Annotated in this window: 26 protein-coding genes; 5 read left to right on the top strand and 21 right to left on the bottom strand. The window is 64.3% G+C overall.

What is annotated here, in order from left to right:
- The first annotated feature begins 10 nt into the window (after positions 1-10).
- Positions 11-349 carry a hypothetical protein gene (locus F3089_RS10920; RefSeq protein ID WP_151440843.1) on the top strand — a complete coding sequence of 113 codons (339 nt, stop codon included), beginning with the start codon at positions 11-13 and terminating at the stop codon, positions 347-349.
- Here F3089_RS10920 and F3089_RS10915 read toward each other — a convergent pair.
- Genes F3089_RS10915 through F3089_RS10890 form a run of 6 tightly spaced genes read right to left on the bottom strand, consistent with a single transcriptional unit; the run spans position 343 to position 4,985 of the window.
- Complete coding sequence (locus tag F3089_RS10915; protein WP_151440842.1) at positions 343-1,227, bottom strand: DMT family transporter; 885 nt, start codon at positions 1,225-1,227, stop codon at positions 343-345. The two genes, F3089_RS10920 and F3089_RS10915, sit on opposite strands and share 7 nt — an antisense overlap.
- A gap of 1 nt (position 1,228) precedes the next feature.
- Positions 1,229-2,017 carry an acyl-CoA thioesterase gene (locus tag F3089_RS10910; RefSeq protein WP_151440841.1) on the bottom strand — a complete coding sequence of 263 codons (789 nt, stop codon included), beginning with the start codon at positions 2,015-2,017 and terminating at the stop codon, positions 1,229-1,231.
- On the bottom strand, positions 2,018-2,530 hold the full coding sequence (locus F3089_RS10905) for a dihydrofolate reductase (RefSeq protein ID WP_151440840.1): 513 nt from the start codon (positions 2,528-2,530) through the stop codon (positions 2,018-2,020).
- A gap of 9 nt (positions 2,531-2,539) precedes the next feature.
- Positions 2,540-3,379 carry a thymidylate synthase gene (locus tag F3089_RS10900; protein ID WP_151440839.1) on the bottom strand — a complete coding sequence of 280 codons (840 nt, stop codon included), beginning with the start codon at positions 3,377-3,379 and terminating at the stop codon, positions 2,540-2,542.
- The gene (gene lgt, locus F3089_RS10895; RefSeq protein WP_151440838.1) at positions 3,380-4,177 is read right to left on the bottom strand and encodes a prolipoprotein diacylglyceryl transferase; all 798 of its coding nucleotides are present in this window, start codon (positions 4,175-4,177) and stop codon (positions 3,380-3,382) included. It abuts the gene before it with no gap.
- A gap of 7 nt (positions 4,178-4,184) precedes the next feature.
- Positions 4,185-4,985 carry a sulfite exporter TauE/SafE family protein gene (locus F3089_RS10890; RefSeq protein ID WP_151440837.1) on the bottom strand — a complete coding sequence of 267 codons (801 nt, stop codon included), beginning with the start codon at positions 4,983-4,985 and terminating at the stop codon, positions 4,185-4,187.
- Between the two features lie 175 nt (positions 4,986-5,160).
- On the opposite strand from F3089_RS10890, the gene F3089_RS10885 reads away from it, so the two are divergent.
- The 3 genes from F3089_RS10885 (at position 5,161) to dxs (ending at position 8,363) form a co-directional block, all read left to right on the top strand.
- Positions 5,161-5,430, top strand: a complete 270-nt coding sequence (locus F3089_RS10885; protein ID WP_151440836.1) for an exodeoxyribonuclease VII small subunit — start codon at positions 5,161-5,163, stop codon at positions 5,428-5,430.
- Positions 5,427-6,308, top strand: a complete 882-nt coding sequence (locus F3089_RS10880) for a polyprenyl synthetase family protein (protein ID WP_151440835.1) — start codon at positions 5,427-5,429, stop codon at positions 6,306-6,308. Before F3089_RS10885 ends, F3089_RS10880 begins: the two co-directional genes overlap by 4 nt.
- A gap of 126 nt (positions 6,309-6,434) precedes the next feature.
- On the top strand, positions 6,435-8,363 hold the full coding sequence (gene dxs / locus F3089_RS10875) for a 1-deoxy-D-xylulose-5-phosphate synthase (protein WP_151440834.1): 1,929 nt from the start codon (positions 6,435-6,437) through the stop codon (positions 8,361-8,363).
- Between the two features lie 4 nt (positions 8,364-8,367).
- Here dxs and ribA read toward each other — a convergent pair whose 3' ends face one another.
- From ribA to F3089_RS10845, 6 genes are all read right to left on the bottom strand, one after another.
- A complete protein-coding gene (ribA, locus tag F3089_RS10870; RefSeq protein WP_151440833.1) occupies positions 8,368-8,991 on the bottom strand; it encodes a GTP cyclohydrolase II in 624 nt (207 codons plus the stop codon).
- 65 nt (positions 8,992-9,056) lie between these two features.
- Positions 9,057-9,548, bottom strand: a complete 492-nt coding sequence (gene moaC / locus F3089_RS10865) for a cyclic pyranopterin monophosphate synthase MoaC (RefSeq protein WP_151440832.1) — start codon at positions 9,546-9,548, stop codon at positions 9,057-9,059.
- A gap of 11 nt (positions 9,549-9,559) precedes the next feature.
- The gene (locus F3089_RS10860) at positions 9,560-10,504 is read right to left on the bottom strand and encodes a Nudix family hydrolase (RefSeq protein ID WP_225741737.1); all 945 of its coding nucleotides are present in this window, start codon (positions 10,502-10,504) and stop codon (positions 9,560-9,562) included.
- A gap of 4 nt (positions 10,505-10,508) precedes the next feature.
- Positions 10,509-11,726 carry a bifunctional glutamate N-acetyltransferase/amino-acid acetyltransferase ArgJ gene (gene argJ, locus F3089_RS10855; RefSeq protein ID WP_151440830.1) on the bottom strand — a complete coding sequence of 406 codons (1,218 nt, stop codon included), beginning with the start codon at positions 11,724-11,726 and terminating at the stop codon, positions 10,509-10,511.
- A 5-nt stretch (positions 11,727-11,731) separates the two neighbouring features.
- Entirely contained in the window at positions 11,732-14,497 is a 2,766-nt protein-coding gene (gene secA / locus F3089_RS10850; RefSeq protein ID WP_151440829.1) for a preprotein translocase subunit SecA, read from the bottom strand.
- 163 nt (positions 14,498-14,660) lie between these two features.
- Positions 14,661-15,581 carry a M23 family metallopeptidase gene (locus F3089_RS10845; RefSeq protein WP_151440828.1) on the bottom strand — a complete coding sequence of 307 codons (921 nt, stop codon included), beginning with the start codon at positions 15,579-15,581 and terminating at the stop codon, positions 14,661-14,663.
- Positions 15,582-15,771: 190 nt separating this feature from the next.
- Here F3089_RS10845 and F3089_RS10840 point away from each other — a divergent pair, with 190 nt between their 5' ends.
- The gene (locus F3089_RS10840; protein WP_151440827.1) at positions 15,772-16,224 is read left to right on the top strand and encodes a DciA family protein; all 453 of its coding nucleotides are present in this window, start codon (positions 15,772-15,774) and stop codon (positions 16,222-16,224) included.
- A gap of 5 nt (positions 16,225-16,229) precedes the next feature.
- On the opposite strand, the gene lpxC is transcribed toward F3089_RS10840, so the two are convergent.
- The 9 genes from lpxC to murD form a co-directional block, all read right to left on the bottom strand.
- Positions 16,230-17,147: a UDP-3-O-acyl-N-acetylglucosamine deacetylase gene (lpxC, locus tag F3089_RS10835; RefSeq protein WP_095618003.1), complete on the bottom strand. Its 918-nt coding sequence runs from the start codon at positions 17,145-17,147 to the stop codon at positions 16,230-16,232.
- A 155-nt stretch (positions 17,148-17,302) separates the two neighbouring features.
- Positions 17,303-18,466, bottom strand: coding sequence for a cell division protein FtsZ (gene ftsZ, locus F3089_RS10830; protein WP_095618004.1), 1,164 nt, complete (start codon positions 18,464-18,466; stop codon positions 17,303-17,305).
- Positions 18,467-18,530: 64 nt separating this feature from the next.
- Positions 18,531-19,766 (bottom strand): cell division protein FtsA, encoded by a 1,236-nt coding sequence (gene ftsA / locus F3089_RS10825; protein ID WP_077528658.1) that lies wholly within the window; start codon positions 19,764-19,766, stop codon positions 18,531-18,533.
- Between the two features lie 17 nt (positions 19,767-19,783).
- The gene (locus F3089_RS10820) at positions 19,784-20,611 is read right to left on the bottom strand and encodes a cell division protein FtsQ/DivIB (RefSeq protein WP_151440826.1); all 828 of its coding nucleotides are present in this window, start codon (positions 20,609-20,611) and stop codon (positions 19,784-19,786) included.
- Entirely contained in the window at positions 20,608-21,567 is a 960-nt protein-coding gene (locus F3089_RS10815) for a D-alanine--D-alanine ligase (protein WP_151440825.1), read from the bottom strand. The genes F3089_RS10820 and F3089_RS10815 overlap by 4 nt, the downstream gene beginning before the upstream one ends.
- Complete coding sequence (gene murC, locus F3089_RS10810) at positions 21,554-23,014, bottom strand: UDP-N-acetylmuramate--L-alanine ligase (RefSeq protein ID WP_151440824.1); 1,461 nt, start codon at positions 23,012-23,014, stop codon at positions 21,554-21,556. Before murC ends, F3089_RS10815 begins: the two co-directional genes overlap by 14 nt.
- On the bottom strand, positions 23,001-24,083 hold the full coding sequence (gene murG / locus F3089_RS10805) for an undecaprenyldiphospho-muramoylpentapeptide beta-N-acetylglucosaminyltransferase (protein ID WP_151440823.1): 1,083 nt from the start codon (positions 24,081-24,083) through the stop codon (positions 23,001-23,003). The genes murC and murG overlap by 14 nt, the downstream gene beginning before the upstream one ends.
- A complete protein-coding gene (ftsW, locus tag F3089_RS10800; protein WP_151440822.1) occupies positions 24,080-25,237 on the bottom strand; it encodes a putative lipid II flippase FtsW in 1,158 nt (385 codons plus the stop codon). Before ftsW ends, murG begins: the two co-directional genes overlap by 4 nt.
- Positions 25,234-26,574, bottom strand: a complete 1,341-nt coding sequence (murD, locus tag F3089_RS10795; protein WP_151440821.1) for a UDP-N-acetylmuramoyl-L-alanine--D-glutamate ligase — start codon at positions 26,572-26,574, stop codon at positions 25,234-25,236. Before murD ends, ftsW begins: the two co-directional genes overlap by 4 nt.
- Positions 26,575-26,585: the final 11 nt, after the last annotated feature.

Genomic DNA, 26,585 nt, shown 5'->3' with positions numbered 1-26,585 from the left:
TCATACCATCGTGACTGACAACCGTTTCTCCGAGGAAAGCGCCCTGAGCGCCGCCGAGGCGCTCCAGCATGTGCTCGCCAGCCGTACCCACAAGCGCAAGGTTCTGGGTGAGGAGCGCATCGTGCCCGGCCAGCTGGGCGAGGCATTGGGCCTTCCTGCCATCATTCACCGCCTTCAGAGTCGCAGCGGCCCGGTCCGCAGCGAGGCCACGGAACGCTTCGAAGCCATCTGGGACACACTCTCCGAACGTTCACGCCAGCGCGTGCGCGAAGCGCTCGGCTGGTACGACCCGCGTGAACTCGACTGGGAAGACCCGCGCTCCAACCGCCGTCCGGTCGAGGATCACTGACTGCGCGAGTGCACGTGCTGCTGCAGGTAGAGCCCGGTGATGACCAGTGCCAGCCCCACCACCGTTGACCCCAGGATCGGCTCGCCCACGATGAGCGCTATAAAGCCCAGCGACAGCGGGGGTGAAAGAAAGATCAGGTTGCTCAGGCGCGAGGTATTGGTGGCCTTCTTCATGGCCAGCAGCCAGAGCACGAAGGCGATCCCCATCTCGAAGGCACCCACCCAGGCGGCTCCGGCCAGCCCCTGCCAGGCAGGCCACTGCCAGCCATCCCAAAGAGCCAGAACCAGAATCAAAGGCCAGGCTACCAGGAAGTTCAGCAGCAGCCCGGCAACCGGCTCGCGGGTATCACGGGTATTGAAGATCCAGTAGAACGCCCAGACCAGTGTGCTCAGAAGGGCCAGCACCACGCCCGGCCCGTTTGAGAGATCAAATGCCAGCGGATCCCCGCGCGTGGCGATGATGAAGACACCGCTGTAGCAGATCAGTCCGGCAAGGGCGTCCACCGTCTTCAGCCGGTGGCCCAGAAACGGCACCGCCAGGTAGGTGAGCGTCAGGGCCCAGGTGTAGTTGATGGCCATCGCCTCCTGCGCCGGCAGCAGGTCATAGGCGCCGAACAGCAGGATGTAGTAGAGGATCGGATTGATGAGTCCGAACCCGAGGGACAGCAGCAGCCCCTTCCGCCCCGGGCGCAGGGTCTCACCCAGGCGCCTCTGCCACGCCTGCCAGGCCACGAGCACCAGTATGGAAAAGGTCACCCCCCAGAACATGAGCCCGGTGCGCGACAGGTGTTCCAGCGAGATCTTGAAGGCCGTCGCCGCCGTCGACCACAGCAGCACCGTGGTCACGCCCAGGATCATGGCCTGGCGCTGATCCTTCATCTCAGGCGAAAACCGTGACCGTCTGCTGGCTGCGGGCCACCAGCTCGCCCTCGGCGCTCCAGATGCCGGCCCGGGTAAGGCCATAGCCGTCCCGGGCCTGATCAATGGTGGCGCGGTAGAGCAGCCAGTCGGAGGGACCGATGGATGGCATGGGGTGCACCAACTCCATGGTCCAGCTCAGGGTACTGGCTGGCGCCGGCTGGCTCAGGTGCGGCAGCACGGCCGGAGGCCAGGTATCCACCAGGGCCACAAGGTGCGAATGGGTGATGGCCGGCGGCGCCTCACTGAAGCGCATCCAGCCTCCCATGGTGCGGTCGCTTGAGCCACTGAACGGAAACCCGCCGAGACAGAACCGCAGATCGTAGTGGCGCATGAAATCCGGGGTTACGCCCTCGATCTGCGGCATCGGCTGCGCGGCCCCGGGATCCGGTGCCGTCGGGGCCGGCTCCTGATCCACCGAGACCACGGACTCCCGGCCGGACCCGAAACTGCCCATGGCCACCATGACAGTGTCACCGCCCTGGTGGATACGGCTCTCCACCTGGGTCACCGCCTTGCCCTGGCGCAGGATCTCCGCACTCACATCAACAGGCTGGTCCGGCGCCGCCGGCCCCACGAAGGAAACCGCCAGCGAGCGCAGTGGCCGCTCATCCACCAGCTGCCCCCGCATGGCCTCATGGGCCATGGCCGCCAGAAGCCCGCCAAACGTGGCACGCCCCTGACCCCAATCCGGAGTCAGATCAGCCCGCCCTTCCCGGGCGGCGTGCATCAGGTTGTCGAAATCACTCATTCAGACCTCTCCCCGGTCGTAAACAACAATGCTGTAAGGGTAGCGGTTGGCTTCCTCGCCACCGGCATGATCCACGCGTGAAACCTCCTCCCAGCGGCTGAGATCCACCTCCGGGAAAAAGGTATCCCCCTCCACCTCGGCATGGACCTCGGTCAGATAGAGCCGGTCCGCCACCGGCAGCGCCTCCGCGTAGATCTGGGCTCCACCAATGACCACGGCCTCCTCGGCGCCATCGATCAGCCCCTGCTGTTGCGCCTGCTCCAGAGCCGCCTCCAGGGAGTGCACCACGCAGACGCCCTCCCCCGACCAGGCCGTATCCCGGGTGAGCACGATGTTGCTGCGCCCGGGAAGCGGGCGACCGATGGATTCATGGGTGCGGCGCCCCATGATGATGGGCTTGCCCATGGTGGCCTGCTTGAAGTACTGGAGCTCCTCGGGCAGATACCAGGGAAGACGGTTATTACGGCCGATCACCCGGTTCCGGGCCATGGCGACCATCAGTGCAATGCGCATGAACAGACCTCAGATGGCGATGGGGGCACGGATTACCGGGTACGGATCATAACCCGTAATACGGAAATCCTCTTCCCTGTATTCAAAAAGACTCGACGGGCAGCGTCGCAGCGCCAGCTCCGGCAACGGGCCCGGCGTGCGGCGCAGCTGCTCGTAAACAATCTCGTCGGTCAGGTGATTCTGGTACAGGTGCACATCCCCGAAGGTATGCACGAAATCCCCGGGCTCCAGGCCGGCCTGCTGGGCCATAATGCAGGTGAGCAGGCTGTAGGAGGCGATGTTGAACGGCACACCCAGGAACAGGTCGGCACTGCGCTGATAGAGCTGGCAGGAAAGCCGTCCGTTCTCTACGAAGAACTGGAACAGGCAATGGCAGGGCGCCAGCGCCATCCGGCCCGCGTGCACGTTCTCCTGCGGGCCCATGGACTCATCCGGAAGCTCCGCTGGGTTCCAGGCCGTCACCAACAGCCGCCGTGACTCGGGTCGGTTGCGGATACCATCCAGCACGTCGCTGATCTGGTCCACAGTGCTGCCATCCGGGCACTGCCAGCTGCGCCATTGCTTGCCGTAGATCGGGCCCAGGTCTCCCTCTTCCGTAGCCCACTCGTTCCAGATCGAGACGTTATGCTGCTGCAGCTCACGGTTGTCGGTTGAGCCGCGCAGGAACCACAGTAGTTCATGAATGATACTGCGCACATGGACCTTCTTGGTGGTCAGCAGGGGAAAGCCCTGCCCCAGGTCAAAACGCAGCTGACGCCCGAACACCGAGCGGGTACCGACGCCGGTTCGGTCGCCCCGGTCAACGCCGTTATCAATCACATCGCGCATCAGCGCCAGATAGGATTCCATTCAGGCGAACCTCCCCTGTCGATAGGCCAGAAACAGCAGAATGACGCCGGCCACGATCATGGGCGCGGACAGGACCTGCCCCATGGTCATCCAGTCCAGCAGCACAAAGCCCAGATGGGCATCAGGCTCGCGGTAGAACTCGGCCACGGAACGCAGCACCCCATAACCGGCCAGGAAGACCCCTGAAACCGCCATGCGTGGTCGTGGCCTGGCAGAGAACCACCACAGCACCACGAACAGCAGCACCCCCTCAAGCGCGAACTGGTAAAGCTGCGAGGGATGGCGCGGCAGGGCATCCCCAGCCTGTGGAAACACCATGGCCCAGGGCAGTTCCGGCGATGTGGGGCGCCCCCAGAGTTCACCGTTGATGAAGTTACCAATCCGCCCAAGGCCCAGGCCCACGGGAATCACCGGTGCGATGAAATCCGCGATATTGAAGAAACCGGTGCCGATACGGCGGGCGAACATCAGCATGGCCGCCAGTACACCGATGAGACCACCATGGAAGGACATACCACCTTCCCAGATCTGGATGAGCCAGAGCGGTTCCGCCAGAAAGCGTTCAAAGTGGTAGAACAGCACGTAGCCAAAGCGCCCGCCGAGGATCACACCCAGCGCCATATAGAACAGCAGGTCCCCCAGCTGCTCGGCGTTGACCGGCGAATCCGGGCGGCTGGTACGCAGCCGCGCCAGAGCCCAGCCCCCGACGAAGGCGACCAGGTAGGTCAGCCCGTACCAGTGGATGTCCAGAGGGCCCAGTGAAACAGCGACCGGATCAAATTGCGGATGTACCAGCATGAGACCTTCAACCTGAAATCAGAAACCGCACACCAATCACCACCAGCAGCAGCGCGAACAGGCGCTTGAGCCAGCGCTCATCCAACTGGTGTGCCAACAGCGCCCCAACGCGGGCAAAGGGAACGCTCATCAGTACAATACCCAGCAGCGCCGGCAGGAACACGAACCCGACACTGTACTCCGGAAGTCCCTCACGCCCCCAGCCCACGACCATGTTCGTCAGCGCTCCGGACACCGCAATGGGAAGGCCACAGGCCGCCGATGTGCCCACCGCGTGCTGCATGCGGACCCCGACCCACGTCAGGTACGGCACTGTCAGCGTGCCACCACCGATGCCGACAATCGCGGAAAGCCAGCCGATGCCACCACCCACACCGCCGAGTTCCGCTTTCGCGGGCTGGCGGTCGGATGCCATTGGGGACCAGCCGGTCACCATCTTAGCGGCAACCAGGAGCACGAAGACACCAATGATCCCCTGAAGCATCTCACCGCTGAGAAGCCCGGCCGTTACTGCGCCCAGCGCGGCCCCCAGCAGTATACCCGCAGCCATGGGCCGGAACAGCTCCCAGCGGACGGCGCCCTTGCCGTGGTGGGTTCGGATGGAACTCAGGGAAGTGAACACGACCGTGGCCAGCGAGGTACCGACCGCCAGGTGCGCGGAAATGCTCCCGCTGACACCCTGCCAGCCAAAGGCAAACACCAGCGCGGGGACGATGATGAGCCCGCCGCCGATTCCGAAAAGACCGGCCAGCGTTCCAGCAACGGCGCCCAGTCCCAGATAGAAAGCCAGTGCTTCGAGGATGCCCATCCGATTCCGTTCCGTTGTCCAATGAAGGCCGGCATGGTACCAGAGGATGGAAACGGCCGCAGGCCCGGACGCCGCGGTTCCGGATTACGGCCCGGCGCGGGTGACTGGGCCCGAGGGCATGCTACAATCCGGCCGTTCACCCGGTGGTGGCACCGGCAGCAACGGGAGTGGATGCATGAGTGAAAGTGACAGCAGCAACAGTGACAGCGGCAATGCCGCCACCTTCGAGACGAGCATCCAGGAGCTGGAATCCCTGGTTCGCAAGCTCGAACAGGGGGATATGCCACTGGAGGAATCCCTGAAGGCGTTCGAGCGCGGCGTTCAGCTCACCCGCTCATGCCAGCAGTCCCTGCGCGATGCGGAGCAGCGGGTGGAGCAGGTCATCGAGAACAGCCAGGGCGAGCTTGAAACACGTCCCTTCCCGGAGGACAGCTCCGAGGCATGACCGTCGACGCCTTCCTCAACGACACCCGTCAGCGTCTGGAGCTCGCCCTGGAACAGGCGCTTCCGGACCCGGACACCGAGCCCCGTCGCCTTCACCAGGCCATGCGCCACGCGGTCCTCGGTGGCGGCAAACGCCTGCGCCCCGCGCTGGTGCTGGCCGCCTGCCGCTGTGCCGGGGAAAGCAACGATGACTACGCCCTGCCCGCTGCAGTGGCGGTTGAGTTCATCCATGCCTACTCACTGGTACACGATGACCTGCCGGCAATGGATGACGACCACCTCCGCCGCGGGCAGCCCACCTGCCACGTAGCATTCGATGAGGCCACCGCCATCCTCACCGGGGATGCCCTGCAGACGCTTGCCTTCGAGACGCTTTCCGGCACTGACCGGCCGGCGACCACGGTTGTGGCCATGACCCGGGAACTCTCCGCCGCCTCCGGTCACCGGGGCATGGCGGGAGGACAGGCACTGGATCTGGACGCCACCGGCGCCCATCCCTCCATGGACGCCCTTGAGGCGCTGCACCGGCGCAAGACCGGGGCGCTCATCGAAGCCTCACTGGTGCTCGGCGCCCACTGCGCCGGAGGCGATGAACCACTCATCACCTCGCTGCGTGCGTTCGGGCGCAGTATCGGCCTTGCCTTCCAGGTGCAGGATGACATCCTGGATGTGGAAGGCAGCGCCTCTGTAACCGGCAAGCCCCAGGGGTCGGACACGGCTTCGGATAAAGCCACCTACACGACCCTGCTGGGCCTGGAAGGCGCCCGCGGGCGGCTGGATGAACTTCACCGTGATGCCCTGGGTCACCTGGAGCGGGTTTCCGGTGACGCCTCTCTGCTCGCCGCACTGGCCGCGTTCATCATCGAGCGCAACCACTGACGTCCCCCTGTTGTCACTGCCGGAGTGGTGGGCTTATTGTGCCGGGAAACGCGGAACTGATTCTCCGCGCCGATTTCTCTATAATGCGGGATTACCGTCAGGAACCGCCAAGGCAGCAAAGCCCGGATGCAGGACAAGACCGTTTTCAACAGCATACCCACGCAGCGCCCGGAGACGCCCCTGTTGGATCGCGTCAACACGCCGGAACAGCTGCGCACGCTCGGCCGGGACCAGCTGGTACCGCTGGCACGCGAACTGCGGGCATTCCTGCTGTGGTCCGTGGGCCAGTCCGGCGGCCATTTCGGGGCCGGGCTCGGAGTAGTGGAACTGACCCTGGCGCTCCACTACATCTTTGAGACACCAGAGGACCGCCTGGTCTGGGATGTGGGTCACCAGGCCTACCCTCACAAGATCCTGACCGGGCGCCGGGAACAGCTGCGCACCATCCGCAAGAAAGATGGCCTGGCCGCATTTCCCAACCGGGATGAAAGCCCCTACGACCATTTCGGGGTGGGCCATTCCAGCACCTCCATCAGCGCGGCTCTGGGCATGGCCCTGGCAGCCCGCCAGCAGGGGCGCAACCGCAAGGGCATCGCGGTCATGGGCGATGGCGCCATGACCGCCGGCATGGCCTTCGAAGCCCTGACCCATGCCGCGGACGTGCGCGCCAACCTGCTGGTGGTGCTGAACGACAACGAGATGTCCATCTCCCACAACGTGGGCGGACTCTCCAACTACTTCGGACGCCTCCTGGCGAGCCGGACCTACAATCAGGTGCGCGACAGCAGCAAGCGCGCACTGGCCAACACTCCCGGCCTCAAGGCCCTGGTCCGCCGCACCGAGGAGCACTTCAAGGGCATGCTGGCACCAGGCACCCTGTTCGAGGAGATGGGCTTCAACTACATCGGCCCCATCGACGGCCACGACCTGCCGCTGCTGCTGGAAACCCTCGAGACCATCAGCCAGCTCGACGGCCCCCAGTTCCTGCACGTGGTCACCACCAAGGGCAAGGGCTTCGGCCCCGCCGAGTCCGATCCGGTGGGCTACCACGCGATCAACAAGATCGAACCGGCACCGCCCGTCCAGCCAGCGGATGCTCCGAAGAAGCCCAAGTACTCGAACATATTCGGCCAGTGGCTGTGCGACATGGCCGAGCAGGATAACCGGGTAATGGGCATTACCCCGGCCATGCGCGAAGGCTCGGACCTGGTGGCTTTCTCTGAGCGCTTCCCGGAACGCTACTTCGATGTGGCCATCGCCGAGCAGCACGCGGTCACGCTGGCCGCCGGCATGGCCTGTGACGGGGCCAAGCCTGTGGTCGCCATCTACTCCACTTTCCTGCAGCGTGCCTACGACCAGCTGATCCATGACGTCGCCCTGCAGAACCTGGACGTGCTCTTCGCTCTGGACCGCGCCGGTCAGGTGGGCGAGGACGGCCCGACCCACGCCGGTGCCTTCGACCTGACCTACCTGCGCTGCGTACCCAATATGGTGGTGATGGCGCCCTCGGACGAGAACGAGACACGGCACATGCTCTACACCGGCTGGTCCCACGAAGGCCCGGCCGCCGTGCGCTACCCCAGGGGCACGGGCCCCGGCGCGGCCGTCGATGAGCACATGGAAGCACTGCCACTGGGCCGTGGCGTGGTGCGCCGTGAGGGGACCCGTGTGGCCATACTGGCTTTCGGGGCCATGGTCACCCCCGCGCTTGAAGTGGCGGAATCACTGGATGCCACGGTGGCGGACATGCGCTTTGTGAAGCCACTGGACACGGCGCTGGTTGAAAAGCTGGCCGCCAGTCACGACCTGCTGGTGACCATCGAGGAGAATATGGTGGCCGGTGGTGCCGGCAGTGGCGTGTCGGAACACCTGCATGCCGCCGGGGTTGGCGTGGATCTGCTTCAGCTGGGCCTGCCGGACCGTTTCATCGACCATGGTAAGCCTGCGGAGCAACTGGCGGACGCCGGACTGGATGCAGAGGGCATCCACAGTGCCATCAGCCAGCGCCTTTCCCGGAACAGTGGCGACAGCGGCCTCGCCGTCGCCCAGACCTGATCCCTCACTCCTGTGAGGGCGGCGGATCGTCGTCCTGGTGGGTATGGAACCAGTGCCCCATGCGTGAGCGCTTGGTGTTCAGATAGGACTCATTGTGGGGATTGCGGCCCACCTCCAGCGGCACCCGTTCAACCACGTCCACGCCCAGATCCCGGAGCGAATCCACCTTGACCGGGTTATTGGTCATCAGCCGCAGCTGCTTGATGCCCAGATGTTCGAGCATGTCCAGGCACATACTGTAATCCCGAAGATCCGCAGCGAAGCCAAGGCGCTCATTCGCCTCCACCGTGTCCGCTCCCTCATCCTGCAGCCGGTAGGCCCGGATCTTGTTCAGAAGCCCGATGCCCCGACCTTCCTGGCGCAGGTAGAGCAGCACCCCACGCCCCTCGATGGCGATGCTGCGCAGGGCCTCTTCCAGCTGGTAGCCGCAGTCGCAGCGCATGCTGTAGAGGGCATCACCGGTGAGGCATTCGGAATGGGTGCGCCCCAGCACGGGCCGGCCGTCCGAGACCTCGCCCAGACTGAGCGCCACATGCTCCTGGCCGGTGTCGATTTCCTCAAACCCATGCATATCGAACACACCGAAAGGCGTGGGGAGGCGACAGCTCTCGATGAATCGGACGACCACGGGCGATCCTCTCAGGATGAAAAGAGGCGGCAGTTTAACAGAAGGCGCAGCGCCGCTGAACGGGGTCAGGCCCCGCCTTCCTCCGGTGCCTGCCAGTGACCGGACTGACCGCCCTGTTTTTCCAGCAGCCGGATACCGTCCATGACCATGCCACGGTCCACCGCCTTGCACATGTCATAGAGCGTCAGTGCCGCCACCGATACAGCAGTGAGCGCCTCCATTTCCACGCCGGTTGCGGCGTTGAGGCGACACCGGCTTTCAATGTCGATGCCATCACGATTCTCCCGGGGCGTGAGCCAGACCTTGACCGAACTCAGGTTCAGCGAATGGCACAGGGGAATCAGCTCATGGGTGCGTTTGGCCGCCATGATGCCGGCGATCCGCGCGGTAGCCAGCACATCCCCCTTGGGGTGTTCGCCCGCCAGGATCATGTCCAGGGTTTCCGCCTGCATCCGGATCATGCCCCCCGCTCTCGCCTCGCGCTGGGTCACCGCCTTGTCCCCGACATCGACCATATTGGCCGCCCCGGTTTCGTCCACATGACTGAGACCGCTCATTCATTCCTCCTTCAATGCCACCAGAAGCCGATACCGGCAATTCCACAGCCGCCATGCCGGCGGCTCTGCGCCACATCATCGCCACCAACCCCGCCCAGTGCATAGACCGGAAGATCCAGACCCGTCACCAGCGCCTCGAAACCGTCCCAGCCCAGTGGCGGGCGATCGGGGTGGCTGGCCGTGGGTCTGACCGGCGAGAGAAAGGCATAGTCCGCGCCCAGCCTCTGTGCGTGCTCCAGGCTGGCGCGATCGTGACAGGACACCCCAAGGCGGTACGCCCTGCTGACAGGGCGCTCCATGAGAGCACGTGCCTCCCGCCAGGGCAGGTGCAGACCGTTGGCATCGGGAACCGCCGCGAGACGTTCCGGTGCGCCGTGAAGCACCAGCGCACAGCCCGCGTTTCGGGCCACTGGCACACAGGCGGAAGCCAGCCCCTGATACGCCGCATCATCGAGCTCCGGGCAGCGCAGCAGGCACTGGCTGCCCGCCCAGCCCCGAAGCCGGTCTGCGAGTTCATCCGCCGTCACGCCGGCACCGGTAACCAGCGTGCGTGCCGGCAGCGCCAGCACCTGGATCATGCGGCGGTTGGCGGCGGGAAAGTCACCTGGATCCAGGGTGGCCACATCGAGCCACATCAGCGGCTGGTCTTCCCGACCCTGGGGTTCTCCCGAGAATCCGGTGGCGCGGTAGAGATCCAGCTGGACACGGCGGTCGCCATAGTCGTGGGTCAGGCTCAATTCAAAGCCCAGGCCGCTTTCCGGCACCCGGAGCCCGACCTCCTCATCGAGTTCACGCACAAGCGCTGCCTCAGCGGACTCGCCGGGCTCAACCTTGCCGCCGGGGAACTCCAGAAGGCCGCCCTGATGCTGGTGCGCATGACGCTGTGCCACGAGCACCTGCTCGCGCCCACCCTCATGGCGAGAGACAGCTGCCACAGCAACGTGAACCGTTTTCACACTCTCAGGTCCGGTATTCGGCGTTGATGGTGACGTACTCATGGGAGAAATCGCAGGTCCAGACCCGTTCCAGTGCGCTGCCACGCCCCAGGTCAATGCGGATGGTCAGCTCCTGCTGGTCCATCACGGCCTGGCCGGCCGCCTCGGTGTACTCCGGGGCCCGCCCACCGTGGCGGACGATGCAGACATCATCGAGATGGATTGAGACGCCATCGATGGCGAGGTTCTCGATGCCCGCACGCCCCACGGCCGCAAGTATCCGGCCCCAGTTGGGGTCGGCTGCGTAGAGCGCCGTTTTGACCAGCGGCGACTCGGCCACGGCGAAAGCCACACGGCAGGCCTCATCGGCATCGGCGGCCTCGCCAACCTCCACGGTCACGAACCGGGTCGCGCCTTCCGCATCCCGCACAATGGCATGGGAAAGCTCCAGGAACACGGACGCCAGCGCCTCGCGCAGTTCCGGCACCACCTGTCCCCGGGAATCCACAACCTCGGCGGGGCTCTGACCGGTCGCTGCCAGCAGGCAGGCGTCGTTCGTGGAGGTGTCACCGTCAATGGTGATGCGGTTGAAGCTGGCGTCCGCCAGCTCACGCACCAGCGGCCTGAGTACGTCCGCCGGAATCGCGGCGTCCGTGGTAACGAAGGCGAGCATGGTGGCCATGTTGGGGCGGATCATACCGGCACCCTTGCTGATGCCGGAGATATGCACTGGATTACCGCCAATCATCACCCGGCGGGTTGCCCCCTTGGGCAGCGTGTCCGTGGTCATGATGGCAGGTGCCGCTTTCGCCCAGCCGTTGGGGTCCAGGTCCGTCACCGCATTCGGGATGGCCTCCAGCATGCGCGCCAACGGCAGTGGTTCGCCGATTACGCCGGTTGAGAACGGCAGGACCTGCTCCGCGCCGACCCCCGCGGCTTCCGCCACCGCCCGACAGCAGGCACGGGCATCCGAGAGGCCCTGCTCACCGGTGCCCGCATTGGCGTTGCCAGTGTTGATCAGCAGATAGCGGGGCCGGCCCGCCGCCAGCGCCTGCTCAGCCACGAGCACCGGCGCCGCGCGGAACGCATTGCGGGTGAAGACGGCACCAGCGGCGCTGCCCTCAGCCAGTTCCATCAGCACCAGGTCGTCACTGCCGGATTTCTTGATGGCCGCATCCGCGGTGCCCAGGCGCACGCCCGGCACCGCGTGGAATTCAGGAAGAGGTGCGGGATTGACCGCCATAACGCTTATTCCGCCTTGCCGTGACAGTGCTTGTATTTCTTGCCGGAGCCGCAGAAGCAGGGCTCATTACGGCCGATCTTGCGGTTATCGCGAACGAACGGCTGCTGGCCAACGCCGGCACTGTCCTCATCACTGTCACCCTGGCCGTCACCACCCTCGCCATCATCCGCGCGGGCGGCGGCCTGGCCGCTGGCCTCGTCATGACGGGCCTGCGCCCGCGCCAGTTCCTGCTGCAGCTCCTCACGCCGCTTGCGCTCCATCTCATCCAGCTCTTCCTGACGCTGGACGCGCACGCGTGAGATCACCCGCACGACGTCAAACTTGATGGACTCCAGCATGTTCTGGAAGAGGTTGAACGCCTCGCGCTTGTACTCCTGCTTGGGATTGCGCTGCGCGTAACCACGCAGATGGATGCCCCGGCGCAGATGGTCCATGTTGGCCAGATGCTCCTTCCAGAGGGTATCCAGCGTCTGCAGGAACACCTGCTTCTCGAACCGGCGCATGGTCTCAGCGCCGACCACCTCTTCCTTCTCCTGATAGACACGGATGTGCTCTTCGAGGATCCGCTGGCGCAGCTTCTCCTCGTACATGCCTTCTTCCTCAAGCCAGTCGCGTACCGGCAGCTGCAGGCCCAGTTCGCTCTCAAGCTGCTGCTCCAGGCCGGGAATATCCCACTGCTCGGGCATGCTCTGGGGCGGGATGTGCTGGCTGATGACCGAGTCGACCACATCCTCGCGTACCTGCTGGATGAGCCCGGAGATGTCCTCGGATTCCATCACCTCATTACGCTGCTCATAGACCACGCGGCGCTGGTCGTTGGCCACGTCGTCGTATTCCAGCAGCTGCTTGCGCACGTCAAAGTTGCGCCCTTCGACCTTACGCTGGGCCTTCTCAATGGAGTTGGTGACCATGCGATGCTCGATGGCCTCGCCCTTCTGCATGCCCAGTGCCTGCATCAGGTTCTTGACCCGATCCGGCGCGAAGATACGCATCAGGTCGTCCTCCAGGGAGAGGAAGAACCGGGAAGAGCCCGGATCGCCCTGGCGACCGGCACGGCCACGCAGCTGGTTGTCGATCCGGCGGGACTCATGGCGCTCGGTACCGATGATGTGCAGACCACCGGCCTCCACCACGGCATCATGGCGCCGCTGCCAGTCCTGTTTCAGGGCCTCGATATCAGCCTCGGAGGTGTTCTCGCCGAGATCGGCCAGTTCCGCGTCCAGGTTGCCACCCAGCACAATGTCGGTACCACGGCCCGCCATGTTGGTGGCAATGGTGACGGTGCCGGGCTTACCCGCCTGGGCGATGACATGGGCCTCTTTTTCGTGCTGCTTGGCGTTGAGCACGTTATGGGGGATACCCGCCTCATTCAGCAGCTTCGACATCACCTCGGAGGTGTCGATGGAGGCCGTACCCACGAGCACCGGGCGCCCGGCTGAGACCTCATCCCGGATTTCATCAATGATCGCCTGGTATTTCTCTTCCTTGGTCAGATAGATCAGGTCATTGTAGTCCGTGCGGTTGACCGGCTTGTTGGTGGGGATGCAGACCACATCCAGGCCGTAGATCTGGTTGAATTCGAACGCCTCTGTATCCGCCGTACCAGTCATGCCGGCCAGCTTGTCGTAGAGACGGAAGAAATTCTGGAAGGTGGTCGAGGCCAGCGTCTGGCTCTCGGCCTTGATCTCGACGCCTTCCTTGGCTTCCACCGCCTGGTGGAGCCCCTCACTCCAGCGCCGGCCGGGCATGGTGCGGCCAGTATGCTCGTCCACGATGACCACCTGCCCTTCACTGATGATGTAATCCACATTGCGGTGGAACAGGTGGTGGGCCCGCAGCCCGGAGTGGATGTGATGCAGCAGGCTCAGGTTGGCCGCCGAATAGAGGCTGGAATCCTCCTCCAGCAGCCCGGCCTCGCGCAGCAGGGCTTCCACTTTCTCGTGGCCCTTCTCCGTCAGTTCCACGGAACGGGATTTCTCATCAATGGTGAAGTCGCCGTCCGGCTCCTCCTCGGCATCCTCGGAGGATTTCTCGAGGTGGGGGACCAGTTCGTTCACCCGGCGGTAGATGTCCGTGTCGCTTTCCGCCGCGCCGGAAATGATCAACGGCGTACGGGCCTCGTCGATCAGGATGGAGTCCACTTCGTCCACAATGGCGTAATGGAGCCCACGCTGGACCTTGTCCTCCAGGCTGAACGCCATGTTGTCGCGCAGGTAGTCGAAGCCGAACTCGTTGTTGGTGCCGTAGATGACATCACAGGCATAGGCGGCGCGTTTGTCCTCCGAGGGCTGTCCGGAGTTGATCACGCCCACACTCAGCCCGAGGAAGTTGTACAGATGGCCCATCCAGGCCGCGTCACGCCGGGCCAGATAGTCGTTCACGGTGACCAGGTGAACACCGTTACCAGTCAGTGCGTTGAGGTAGATGGGTAGGGTCGCCACCAGCGTCTTGCCCTCACCGGTACGCATTTCCGCAATGCGCCCCTCGTGCAGAGTGATGCCCCCGATCAACTGGACATCGAAATGGCGAAGGCCGAGAACCCGGTCACTGGCCTCGCGCACCACCGCAAACGCTTCCGGCAGTATGTCCTCCAGTTCGGCGCCATTGCCGAGCTTCTCCCGGAGTTCACCGGTCTTGGCTTTGAGCGCCTCATCCGAGAGCGACCCGAGGCTCTCGCTGAACTGGTTGATCTGATCAACCAGCTTCTGCATGCGCTTGATTTCACGGGCGTTCTTACTTCCGAAAAGACGGGTGGCCAGCTGTGAGAACATAATCCTGATTCGTTTCCCTATAAGCCCTGCCTGGACGGGCGCCGCGAAAGGGACAGGGCGGAACAGATGGAGTCGGCGCTGTCGAACACAATAAGGCACTGCATTCTAACGCCAATTAACTCGGAGGGAAAAGCAGTGGCCGGGGATGGCCCGGCCAGGGGAGTCACATGAAGTCCGTGGGGTTCTTTCGGGTACCGTCCTTAACCACCTCGAAATGCACATGCGGTCCGGTGGAGCGGCCCGTTGATCCCATCAGGGCGATTTTCTGGCCCTTCTCGACGATGTCGCCTTTTTCGACCAGCAGCTTCTTGGCATGGGCATAACGGGTCTGATAACCGTCACCATGGTCGATCTCAACGATGTAACCGTAGCCCCCCTTCTTGTGGGCCTCTGTCACAACACCGGCCCCGACCGAGATGACATCCCCGCCTTCACGGCCGGCAATATCCACCCCGGTGTGCCAGGCCCGACGGCCATTGAAGGGATCGGTACGATAACCATAGGGTGATGAGGTCCACCCCCAGGTCACCGGCCTGCCGTCCACTTCACGCTGACTCTTGAGCTCGCGATTGGCAATCAACCGGTCCAGGAGTGTCAGCTGCTTCTCGCGGGAGCTCAGTCGGCTTTCAAGGGCGCTGATCTGGTGTTCAAGCGCCGTGGTGGTCTGGCTTTCGCCCGCCATTTCGGGTTCCGGTCCCCCCATCGCAGGGCGGGACTCAAAGTCGAATTCCTCGCCGGAAAGATCCGCGGACGCCATCAGGTTCTGACCCAGGGCATCCACCCGCAGGACGCGGGCCTGCAGCTCCCCTACACGCCGTGTCAGCGCTGAGATCTCGCTCTCGGCTCTGGACTCGATCCGGTCCAGTTCCGCATGGGTCTCGTCCAGCCGCTCTTTCCAGCGCTCGACCATGTGACTTTCCGCAACGGTGCCCGTGGCGCCGGACTGGACCGCCAGCTGGTAACCACCCCAGCCAGCCCCGGCCATCATCAGTGCCAGGCTGGCACCCGCTGCGAACAGCGTACTGCGCCCCGGGGAAAATACCCGGGCTCTGCCGTGATGGCGGCCTACAAAAAGTATGTTCATAGGTTCAACCGAACTCTCTGTCTTGCGACTCTGTGTTCTGAGACCCTGCAGCATCCCCGACCGGTCATTGATCGTAGGACGGATGCCGAGCATACTCCAAGTGAGAGTCTAACGGAATCTTAACTGTGAGACAGGTCACGGAAAGGTTCCGTTACAATTTTAAGGTATTACCCCTCTGCAGGTAGCGCTGATGCCCCGGGAAAACCGTCCCTCTCACCCCCTCGACAGTGGCTCGGAAGGCCCGCTCAGCCGGCTTCTCAGACAGGCCGAACAGCACCGGCGTGTAGAAACCGTCATCCTCGAAGCACTGCCCGGTAACCTGGCCGAATGCTGCCGTTTCGGTGGCTATGCCAATGGTGAACTGACACTTCTGGTCCCAGACAGTACCCGCGCCAGCCAGGTCCGTTTCCAGCAGCGACGCATTGTCCAGAACCTGCGGCAGGATGAGCGCTTCAGTCAGGTCTGGCGTGTCCGCGCACGGGTCCAGCCCTGGCATGACCCACGCCCGCGAACGGCAAGGGAACGACCGGAAATGACGGCGGAGAATGCCGAGTTGCTCAGGGAAGTAGCGGAGGAAACGGAGGACAGCGGCCTCAGCGGGGTACTGAGACGCCTGTCCTCGCATGCCCGGAAGGGCCAGTAGCCGGATCAGCCCGTTGCGGCCAGACTCGGCTTGAAGTAGGAGATAGGAGCTTTGGCCTCATCGTCGAAGGTCACGACTTCCCACGCATCCTCTTCCGCAATGAGCTTGCGGAGAAGCTTGTTGTTCAGGTCGTGGCCCGATTTGAAGCCTCGGAACTCACCGATCAGACTGCTGCCCATCAGATAGAGGTCCCCAATAGCATCGAGCATCTTGTGACGGACGAACTCATCGTCGTAGCGCAGACCGTCCTCGTTCAGGATGCGGTAGTCATCCACCACGATGGCGTTATCCACACTGCCACCGAGAGCCAGATTCATGGAACGCAGTGCTTCGATGTCGCGCATGAAGCCAAAGGTCCGCGCCCTGCTCACTTCCTTGACGAAGGACGTGCTTGAGAAATCAACCGTGGCATTCTGGTTACGGCCTTCGAACACCGGGTGATTGAACTCAATGGTGAAGCTCACCTTGAAACCGTCGAAAGGCGTGAACGTAGCCCACTTGCCTTCTTCCTCAACGGTGATCTCACGCTTGATGCGGGTGAACTTCTTGGGCGCTTCCTGCTCGGCGATGCCAGCGGACTGCAGCAGGAACACAAAGGGCCCCGCGCTGCCGTCCATGATCGGCACTTCCGCCGCACTCAGCTCCACATAGCAGTTATCGAGCCCCAGACCGGCCATAGCCGACATCAGGTGCTCCACTGTCGCAACACGGACCCCATCCTTAACCAGGGTGGTGGAAAGCATGGTCTCGCCGACGTATTCGGCCCTCGCTTCCACCTCCACGACCGGATCCAGATCCACACGCCGGAATACGATGCCCGTATCCACCGGCGCCGGTTTCAGTGTCAGAAACACTTTCTCGCCGGAATGGAGCCCGACGCCGGTGGCTCTGATGGTGTTCTTCAGGGTGCGTTGTCTGATCATGATGTCATTGTTCCGTCATGGAAACGGCTTAAACTGGAAGCCGTAATTTTGCGCATACTGTAACAGATGGCGTGTCTGGACGCCATTTGTACAGTCTGTGGAAAACCGAGACATTGGCTTCAGTGACGCACAATGCCCCGGGATCCCCACGGCTTTCAGTCCGCCTGTCGACGCAGGAATGCCGGGATGTCGAGGTAGTCGACATTGGTATCCTGCTCACCCTGGCTGTCCTGATCCACGGCCGCATTCCCCTCGCTGGCCACTGCACGCCGGCGCAGTACCGCCGGGCGATCCAGCTGGTTGTAGTCGGTCTTGCCGTCCATGCTGCGGGTATTGTCCACCACCTTCTGCGGCGAATCCCCTTCGGCATTGAGCCCGGTTGCGACCACGGTCACCTTCAACTCGTTCTCCATTTCCGGATCGATCACCGTACCGACCACAACGGTAGCGGATTCGGAGGCGAATTCGCGCACGATGTCACCGACCTCGCTGAACTCGCCGAGGTTCAGGTCCATGCCAGCCGTGATGTTCACCAGGATGCCACGTGCGCCCTGCAGGTTGATGTCGTCCAGCAGCGGGCTGCGGATGGCACCCTCGGCCGCCTCGCGGGCACGTTCGTCACCAGTGGCCCGGGCAGTGCCCATCATGGCGTTGCCCATCTCTGACATGACCGTCTTCACGTCCGCAAAGTCGACATTGATCATGCCGTTGCGGGTGATCAGATCGGCGATGCCCTGAACGGCACCCAGCAGCACGTCGTTGGCCGAGGCGAAGGCATCCAGCAGGCTGGTGTTCTTGCCCATCACCGTCAGCAGTTTCTCATTGGGGATCGTGATCAGCGAATCCACGGTATCCTCAAGCGCCTTGAGGCCAGCATCGGCCACTTTCATGCGTTTGCCGCCCTCGAAGCCGAACGGCTTGGTGACCACAGCCACGGTCAGGATGCCCATCTCGCGGGCCACCTCGGCCACGATGGGCGCAGCCCCTGTGCCGGTGCCGCCACCCATGCCGGCAGTGATGAAAACCATGTCCGAACCCTTCAGGGCTTCGGCGATGCGGTCGCGGTCCTCCATCGCGGACTGCCGCCCGATCTCCGGGTTCGCCCCGGCGCCCAGGCCCTTGGTGATATTGCCACCCAGCTGGATCAGGGACTTGCTGTCCAGATCCTTCAGTGCCTGGGCATCCGTGTTGGCGCACAGGAACTCAACGCCCTCGACCTCGCTTGACAGCATATGGCGGACGGCGTTGCCGCCACCCCCGCCAACACCGACAACCTTGATCACTGCGCTCTGCTCTACGTTGTCTACCAGTTCAAACATTCCCCTTCTCCTTCCTTCTATCCAGCGGCTTGTGCCGCTTTATTTGGATTCATTGAAAACCGATTCAGAAATTCCCGGTGAACCACTGCTTGATCCGTGCCAGGAGTGAATCTCCCGCAGCCGGAGAGGGACCGCCCCCGCGTCCCTTCTCCGCCTGCCGGAAGCCGTACATCAGCAGCCCCGCGCCAGTGGCGTACACCGGGGTGCCGATCACATCGCTCATGCCCGTCACGCCCGACGGTATCGCCAGGCGCACGGGCGCATGAAAAATCTCTTCCGCCAGTTCGACCGCGCCTTCCATCATGGAAGAGCCGCCGGTCACCACGATTCCCGCCGGAATCAGATCCTCGAACCCGCTGCGCCGCAGCTCGGACTGGACCAGGGTGAAGAGCTCCTCATAACGGGGCTCGACCACCTCCGCCAGCGCTGCCCGGGACAGATCCCGGGGCGCACGGTCACCAACGCCGGGTACCTTGATGGTTTCCTCGGCGCCGGCCAGCTGCGTCAGGGCGCAGGCGTAACGGGTCTTGATCTCTTCGGCGTTCTGCGTGGGCGTGCGCAGTGCCATGGCGATGTCATTGGTCACCTGGTCGCCGGCAATGGGGATCACCGCCGTATGCCGGATGGCCCCGCCGGTGAAGATGGCGATGTCGGTGGTGCCACCGCCGATGTCCACCATGCACACGCCCAGCTCGCGTTCGTCGTCCGTCAGCACCGAATAGCTCGATGCCAGCTGCTCCAGGATGATGTCGTCCACATCCAGGCCGCAGCGACGCACACACTTGTCGATGTTCTGGACCGCGTTCACCGCGCAGGTCACCAGGTGGACCTTGGCCTCAAGCCGCACGCCCGACATGCCCAGGGGCTCCTTGATGCCCTCCTGGTTATCGATCACGAACTCCTGGGGCAGGATGTGCAGCACCTTCTGGTCCGCCGGGATCGCCACCGCCTGGGCGGCATCAATGACCCGGTCGATATCGGCCTGGGTCACTTCGCGGTCACGGATGGCGACAATGCCATGGGAGTTCATGCTGCGGATGTGGCTCCCGGCGATACCGGCATACACGGAATGGATCCGGCAGCCGGCCATCAGCTCCGCTTCCTCAACCGCACGCTGGATCGCCTGGACAGTGGTCTCGATATTGACCACCACCCCGCGCTTGAGGCCGCGCGACGGATGCGAGCCAATGCCGGCAACCTCGATGGAACCGTCCGGATTCTGCTTGCCGACCAGCGCCACCACCTTGGAGGTGCCGATATCAAGCCCGACGATCATGTTCTCTGTGTCTGCCGATGACATAATCTGAGTCCCGTGATTCAAGAATCTCTCCAGCGCACAGCAACCCCGTTGCCATAGCGCGCATCCACCCCGGTGATATCCGCCGCCACAGGCGACAGCCGGGATTCGTAAACCGTCATGAACCGTTCAAAGCGCTCCCGAACCCGGTCCCGGCCCAGTGAGACGCTTATGCCGTTGTCCAGAAGCAGCGTCCAGGCGCCCCTGGGCTCCAGGCTGACGCTTTCAAGCCCCAGCCCCAGCGCAGCCAGCTCACCGCGGAAGGCCCGGGCCCGCTCCAGCACCTCGTCCGCACGCCCCGCCGGTCCATTGAGCCGGGGCAGGTCCAGGGCCGCCGGCGCCGCAGGCCGGAATACCGTACCCTCGCCGCTGATCAGCGCCTGCCCGTTCCACAGCGCCACGGGTTCATGCTCACGCACACTGACCGTCAGGGTGCCGGGCCATTCGCGCCCAACGGCCGCACTCTCAACCCAGGGCAGCATCTCGAGCTGGGCCTTCACCCGGGACAGGTCGGTGGCGAAATAGCTCGTCCCGATGAACGGCTCCAGATGATTCTGCAGCGCCGGCTCCGTTACCCGCGTCAGCTCGCCCTGCACCTGGACGCGGTTGAAGTCCTGATCGAGGAACTGGACCCCCTGTCCAATAGCCCAGGGCAGCATCGCGGCGGTAACCGCCACCACCAGACCGAGCAAGACCTGACTCCAGGGCACTCGCCGTACAGCACCAGCCGCCATGCGCAGCGCCAGGCGCAACGCGGAGGGATCCTCCACCATGGGACTGGCGCCACGCTGGCGCGCAGTCTTGGCGCGTGTATCCCGGATCCGCAGTGGCGACAGAAGCCCGTTCATGCCCGCACCTCCAGTGTCTGTTCCAGGATCCGGACACAGAGTTCCCGGAACCCGATGCCGGCCGCCTCAGCGGCCATAGGCACCAGGCTGTGGTCGGTCATGCCGGGAATGGTGTTCACCTCCAGAAGCCAGAAATCGCCGGCGGCGTCCTGCATCACATCCATCCGGCCCCAGCCGCAGCCATCAATGACCCGGAAGGCCTCGAGCGACAGCTCCCGGATACGCTGCTCGTGGGCGCTGTCAAGGCCACTGGGCAGCATGTAATGGGTATCGTCCGAGAGGTACTTGGCCTCGAAATCGTAGAAGGTGTGGTCGGTGGCCAGCCCGATCACCGGCAGTGCCTGGTCGCCCAGAATACTGACGGTGTACTCGCCGCCTGTTATCCATTCCTCCACCAGCACCAGGGGGTCGAGCTCGCAGGCCTGGATATAGGCCTCCTTCAGTTCGGCAACCGTCCCCACCTTGCCGATACCGATGCTCGAGCCCTCACGCGCCGGTTTGACACCGAGCGGAGCACGCAGCTCACCCAGGATGGCCTCTGCCTCCCCGACCGAGCGCATGAGCCGGAAGGCCGGCGTGGGAAGGCCGGCGCCCGCGAACGCGTACTTGGTGCGCAGCTTGTCCATCCCCAGCGCCGAGGCCAGAACCCCACTGCCGGTATAGGGGACCCCCGCCTGATCCAGTATGGCCTGGGGGGTGCCGTCCTCTCCGCCACGACCGTGAAGGGCGATGAAACACCGGTCGAACTGCCCTTCCGCGGCCAGCTTGAGAATCGCGTTACCCTGCACATCCACGGCATGGGCATCCACGCCCGCCGCCTGCAGGGCGTCGGTCACCGCCTGCCCGCTCTTGAGCGAGACACTGCGCTCCGCCGAATCGCCACCCATCAGGACCGCAACCCGGCCCAGGGCCTGTGTCTGTTCTGCACTGACGCGGAACTCATCAGTGACCGTCATGATCACCTCCGCTTCCGGTCAGTCCGTTCGACGCCAGACGCGCCGAGAGGCCCCCGATGTCGCCGGCCCCCTGGGTGATAAGCAGATCGCCGGGCTGGAGCAGGTTCTCCAGCAGATCCTCGACCCGATCCGTGTCCTCCACGAACACCGGATCCAGCTGGCCCCGCTGGCGCATGCTCCGGCACAGGCTGCGGCTGTCCGCGCCGGGGATCGGCTGCTCACCCGCCGCGTAGACATCCAGCATCAGCAGCACATCCACGCTGGAGAGCACCCGCACGAAATCGTCATAGAGATCACTGGTCCGGCTGAACCGGTGCGGCTGGTAGATCATGACCAGGCGACGACCGGGCCAGGCATCGCGCACACCCTGGATCACCGCCTCCACCTCACGTGGATGGTGCCCGTAGTCGTCCACCAGCGTGACCTCGCCCCCGGCTACCGGGTAGTCGCCGTAGACCTGGAAGCGACGGCCGACACCGGAGAAATGCTCCAGTGCCCTCAGAATATCCTCGTCCCCGACCCCCTCGTCCGTGGCCACGGCAATCGCCGCCATGGCGTTGAGGACGTTGTGCCGACCCGGCATGCGCAGGCGCACTTCCAGGTCCGAATAGCCATCGGGACGCAGCGCACGGAAACCGGTACTGAAACCGTCCGTGTTCACGTCCACCGCTCGATAGTCAGCGTCCTCGCTGAAACCGTAAGTGATCACGGCGCGCGAGATGCGTTCCGCCACTTCCCGCACCCGGGGATCATCACAGCACATGATGGCCACGCCGTAGAACGGCAGGCTGTGCAGGAACTCCACGAAGGTCTGCTTGAGCTTCTCGAAGTCACCGCCATAGGTGTGCATGTGATCCGCATCGATATTGGTGACCACGCTGATCACCGGCGTCAGATGCAGGAAAGAGGCATCGCTTTCATCGGCCTCGGCCACCAGGTAGCGCGAACGCCCCAGCTGGGCATTGGTACCGGCGCTGTTGAGCTTGCCACCGATCACGAAGGTCGGGTCCAGACCGCCCTCGCCCAGAATCGAGGCGATCAGGCTGGTTGTCGTGGTCTTGCCATGGGTACCGGCCACCGCAATGCCGTGGCGGTAACGCATGATCTCGGCCAGCATCTCCGCACGGGGTACCACCGGTACGCGGTTTTCCCGGGCCGTAACGACCTCCGGGTTGGATTCATCCACGGCACTGGAGACCACAACCACGTCCGCATCGGCACTGTTCTCCCCGCGGTGCCCGATGGCCACACGGATCCCAAGCTCTCCCAGGTGACGGGTCACGGCACTTTCACGGATATCGGAGCCGGTCACCTCATAGCCCTGGTTGTAGAGCACTTCCGCGATCCCGCTCATACCGGAACCGCCGATACCCACAAAGTGGATCCCGCGGATACGCCGCATCTCGGGCACGTCATGGACCATGGGGCTGGTATTACGCTCGGCCATGAGCCGCCTCCAGACAGTAATTGACAACACGTTCGGTGGCGTCCGGGACCGCCAGCTCGCGGGCCCGCTCCGCCATGGTGCGCAGCGCGTCCCGATCGTCATCGAGACGCTGGATTTCCCGCGCCAGACCCGCCGCATCCAGCTGGGACTGGGGCATCAGAAGGGCTGCACCTGCGTCGCTGAGATGGCGCGCGTTGACCGTCTGATGATCATCCACCGCATGCGGGAAAGGCACCAGCACGGACCCCACGCCTACACAGGCGAGCTCCGCCAGTGTCAGGGCGCCCGCCCGGCAGACCACCAGGTCGGCCCAGCCGTAGGCTTCCGCCATATCCCCGATAAAGGGCACCACGTCCGCCGACAGACCCGCGTCCGCATAGGCCTTGCGGGTGCTGTCCAGGTGATCCCGGCCGCACTGATGGCGGACTTCCGGCTGTTCGCCGGTTGCCAGCGACGCCAGCGCCTCCGGCACCACTTCATTGATGGCGCGGGCACCGCGGCTTCCCCCCAGGACCAGGAGCTTAAGCCGTTGCCCGCGCCCGATACGTTCAGCCGGGGCCGGAAGCCCCGTCAGGTCCTGGCGCACCGGGTTGCCCGTGCAGCGGGTCACGGTTCTGCTGCCATAGGCACCGGGAAACGCCTCCAAGGTGACTTCGGCCAGGTGGGAGAGCCACTGGTTGGTCATACCGGCAACCGCATTCTGTTCATGGATCACCAGCGGCCGGCGCAGCAGCCAGGCCGCCAGACCACCCGGTCCGGCCGCGAAACCGCCCATACCCAGAACGCAGTCCGGGCGGAAGCGGCGGATCACCGCAACCGCCTGCCACAGCGCCCGCACCAGTTTCACTGGTGCCGCCAGACGCGTGAGGCCACCCTTGCCCCGCAGACCGGAGACCTCGATCAGGTACAGGGGGATGTCCCTGCCACCAATCAGATCGGCTTCCATGCCGCCACTGGAGCCGAGCCAGGCGACTTCATGGCCCTTTTCCCGGAGAGCTTCCGCAGTGGCCAGTGCCGGGAAAACGTGCCCGCCGGTACCGCCTGCCATGATCAGGAAACGCTGGCTCATGATGCATCGCCCTCCTGCGCAAGCTGATCTTCCACTTCCATCTGGACCCGCGCGATCACGCCAATGGTGACGCAGCTCACCACCAGGCTGGAGCCGCCATAGCTGACGAGCGGCAGGGTCAGGCCCTTGGTGGGCAGAAGCCCGGTGTTCACGGCCATATTGATATAGGCCTGGAGCGCGATCAGCAGGGTCAGGCCGTAGGCCAGACAGGCGCCGAACGTCATGCCGGCGTCCCGGGCCCGGCGGGCAATACGCAGGCCAGTGAGAACGAGCACCGTGAATGTCAGCAGTATGCCCAGCGCTCCCAGAAGCCCGAATTCCTCGGCAGCGATGGCAAAGATGAAATCGGTATGGGCTTCCGGCAGATAGAACAGCTTCTGGATCGAGTTGCCCAGGCCGGTTCCGGTCCATTCTCCACGACCGAACGCGATCAGCGCCTGGGTCAGCTGGTAGCCGGAATTAAACTGGTCCTTCCAGGGATCGAGGTAGGCCACCAGGCGCTCAATCCGGTACGGCTGGCTGAACAGCGCTGCGGCGCCCAGGGCCAGACCGCTCAGGCTCACCACCAGGAAGCGGCCCAGCCCGACACCGCTGACGAAAATGACACCAAAGGCGGCCGCCATCAGCACCACCACGGCACCGAAATCCGGTTGCACCAGCAGAAGCCCGCTGGCCGCGCCCAGGATGGCCAGCGGCTTGAGCACCCCGGGCCAGGTATCCACCACTTCCGCGTGACGCCGGACCACGTAGCCGGCCAGATAGACCACCAGCAGCCACTTGGCCGCCTCCGAAACCTGAAAGTTCGCGACACCCAGTGAGATCCAGCGGGTGCTGCCATTAACGGTGACCCCCAGGGGCGTCAGTACCAGGATCAGCAGCAGGAAGGCACCGGCCAGCCACAGCCAGGCACCACGCAGCCACCAGACGAGCGGAATGTTGGCGGCAACCAGCCCCGCCAGGCAGCCCAGCACCACATAGACGCTCTGGCGCAGAACGAAGTGCAGCGGACTGCCATAGTTCTGTGCCGCCACATCCATGGAAGCCGATCCAATCATCACAATGCCCAGCGTCAGCAACACACCCGCACTCAACAGAAGCGCCGTGAGTTCCCGCCGCGGCGCGCGGATGGGCATATTCCCCGCAACCGCCGTCATAACGCCTCCACAGCCCGGGCGAAAGCATCGCCCCGGGCCTCATAGCTGCTGTACTGATCCAGACTCGAGCAGGCCGGGGAAAGCAGTACCCGGTCCCCGGCGCAAGCCTTGTCCGACGCGACCTTTACCGCTTCCTCCATAGTGCTGACACGCGTGCTGGCCACGAGGTTACCCAGAGCCTCTTCCAGGATCGGCGCATCCTGGCCCATGAGCACCAGATGGCGGACCCGCCCGGTCACCGCCTCCACCAGCGGGGACAGATCCGCTCCCTTGGCATCACCGCCAGCAATCAGCACCAGCTGGCCCTCGGCGGGCGCCAGGCTTTCGATTGCGGCCCGTGTGGCGCCCACATTGGTGGCCTTGGAATCGTTCACCCAGAGCACGCCGCTGTGTTCCCGCAGGCTCTGGCTGCGGTGCGGCAGGCCCCGGAACCGGCGGGCGGCCGCCAGCATGGCGTCCATGGGCAGCCCGACCGCATTGCCCAGCGCCAGCGCCGCCAGCACATTGGCGATGTTGTGCATGCCGGCCACGCCCAGCTCGCTGGCGTGCATCAGGTTATCCAGACCATGGGTCAGCCAGAGACCGGTTTCGTCCTCGCGGGTACTGAAGACCCCGAGGTCCACCCGGAAGAGTCCGAAGAAATGCGGCACCATGCCCTCGTTGAGCAGCGGCTGGCTCAGGGGATCGTCCAGGTTCACGACGGCATTGCGTGCGCCCTGGAAGATCCGGTGCTTGGCCTGGAAGTAGCTCATCCGGTCCGGGTAGCGGTCCATGTGGTCATCGCTGACGTTGAGGACCGTGGCCACCTCGGCTTTCAGATCCGTGGTGCGTTCCAGCTGGAAACTGGAAACCTCCAGGATATAGAGCGGCACATCCGGGGCGATCAGATCCAGCGCCGGCGTACCCAGGTTGCCTCCCACACCGGCGTTCACACCGGCCTCCGCGGCCATCTGCCCGAGAAGCGTGGTGACCGTGCTCTTGCCGTTGGAGCCCGTGATGGCCACCACCGGTGCCGCCACGGCTTCCCGGAACAGGTCCAGGTCGCCGGAAATCCGCACACCCGCCTCGGCGGCCGCCGCGATCGCCGGTTCATCCAGGCTGATCCCGGGGCTGACGATGAGTTCATCGAAACCGCAGAACCAGTCCGGATCAAAGGCGCCGGTGACCACTTCCAGATCCGGCCAGCGCTCGCGCACCTCAGCAAGACCCGGCGGCTGGGCACGGCTGTCCGCCACGGCCAGTTGCCGGCCGAGTGCATGGCAATGACGCACGCACGACAGGCCGGTAGCTCCCAGCCCGACGATGAGTGTGCGACGATCCGATGCAATCAGTGCCATGACTGTCTGCC

This window comes from Halospina sp. K52047b, from assembly GCF_008709855.1.
Taxonomy (GTDB): domain Bacteria; phylum Pseudomonadota; class Gammaproteobacteria; order Pseudomonadales; family Oleiphilaceae; genus Halospina; species Halospina utahensis_B.
This window is presented reverse-complemented; position numbering and strand designations above follow the sequence as displayed.

What these genes read in the sequence shown, in the direction of transcription:
- F3089_RS10915 (WP_151440842.1), bottom strand. Translation starts at nt 1,227, where the DNA reads ATGAAGGATCAGCGCCAGGCCATGATCCTGGGCGTGACCACGGTGCTG.
- F3089_RS10910 (WP_151440841.1), bottom strand. Translation starts at nt 2,017, where the DNA reads ATGAGTGATTTCGACAACCTGATGCACGCCGCCCGGGAAGGGCGGGCT.
- F3089_RS10905 (WP_151440840.1), bottom strand. Translation starts at nt 2,530, where the DNA reads ATGCGCATTGCACTGATGGTCGCCATGGCCCGGAACCGGGTGATCGGC.
- F3089_RS10900 (WP_151440839.1), bottom strand. Translation starts at nt 3,379, where the DNA reads ATGGAATCCTATCTGGCGCTGATGCGCGATGTGATTGATAACGGCGTT.
- lgt (WP_151440838.1), bottom strand. Translation starts at nt 4,177, where the DNA reads ATGCTGGTACATCCGCAATTTGATCCGGTCGCTGTTTCACTGGGCCCT.
- F3089_RS10890 (WP_151440837.1), bottom strand. Translation starts at nt 4,985, where the DNA reads ATGGGCATCCTCGAAGCACTGGCTTTCTATCTGGGACTGGGCGCCGTT.
- F3089_RS10885 (WP_151440836.1), top strand. Translation starts at nt 5,161, where the DNA reads ATGAGTGAAAGTGACAGCAGCAACAGTGACAGCGGCAATGCCGCCACC.
- F3089_RS10880 (WP_151440835.1), top strand. Translation starts at nt 5,427, where the DNA reads ATGACCGTCGACGCCTTCCTCAACGACACCCGTCAGCGTCTGGAGCTC.
- dxs (WP_151440834.1), top strand. Translation starts at nt 6,435, where the DNA reads ATGCAGGACAAGACCGTTTTCAACAGCATACCCACGCAGCGCCCGGAG.
- moaC (WP_151440832.1), bottom strand. Translation starts at nt 9,548, where the DNA reads ATGAGCGGTCTCAGTCATGTGGACGAAACCGGGGCGGCCAATATGGTC.
- argJ (WP_151440830.1), bottom strand. Translation starts at nt 11,726, where the DNA reads ATGGCGGTCAATCCCGCACCTCTTCCTGAATTCCACGCGGTGCCGGGC.
- secA (WP_151440829.1), bottom strand. Translation starts at nt 14,497, where the DNA reads ATGTTCTCACAGCTGGCCACCCGTCTTTTCGGAAGTAAGAACGCCCGT.
- F3089_RS10845 (WP_151440828.1), bottom strand. Translation starts at nt 15,581, where the DNA reads ATGAACATACTTTTTGTAGGCCGCCATCACGGCAGAGCCCGGGTATTT.
- F3089_RS10840 (WP_151440827.1), top strand. Translation starts at nt 15,772, where the DNA reads ATGCCCCGGGAAAACCGTCCCTCTCACCCCCTCGACAGTGGCTCGGAA.
- lpxC (WP_095618003.1), bottom strand. Translation starts at nt 17,147, where the DNA reads ATGATCAGACAACGCACCCTGAAGAACACCATCAGAGCCACCGGCGTC.
- ftsZ (WP_095618004.1), bottom strand. Translation starts at nt 18,466, where the DNA reads ATGTTTGAACTGGTAGACAACGTAGAGCAGAGCGCAGTGATCAAGGTT.
- ftsA (WP_077528658.1), bottom strand. Translation starts at nt 19,766, where the DNA reads ATGTCATCGGCAGACACAGAGAACATGATCGTCGGGCTTGATATCGGC.
- F3089_RS10820 (WP_151440826.1), bottom strand. Translation starts at nt 20,611, where the DNA reads ATGAACGGGCTTCTGTCGCCACTGCGGATCCGGGATACACGCGCCAAG.
- F3089_RS10815 (WP_151440825.1), bottom strand. Translation starts at nt 21,567, where the DNA reads ATGACGGTCACTGATGAGTTCCGCGTCAGTGCAGAACAGACACAGGCC.
- murC (WP_151440824.1), bottom strand. Translation starts at nt 23,014, where the DNA reads ATGGCCGAGCGTAATACCAGCCCCATGGTCCATGACGTGCCCGAGATG.
- murG (WP_151440823.1), bottom strand. Translation starts at nt 24,083, where the DNA reads ATGAGCCAGCGTTTCCTGATCATGGCAGGCGGTACCGGCGGGCACGTT.
- ftsW (WP_151440822.1), bottom strand. Translation starts at nt 25,237, where the DNA reads ATGACGGCGGTTGCGGGGAATATGCCCATCCGCGCGCCGCGGCGGGAA.
- murD (WP_151440821.1), bottom strand. Translation starts at nt 26,574, where the DNA reads ATGGCACTGATTGCATCGGATCGTCGCACACTCATCGTCGGGCTGGGA.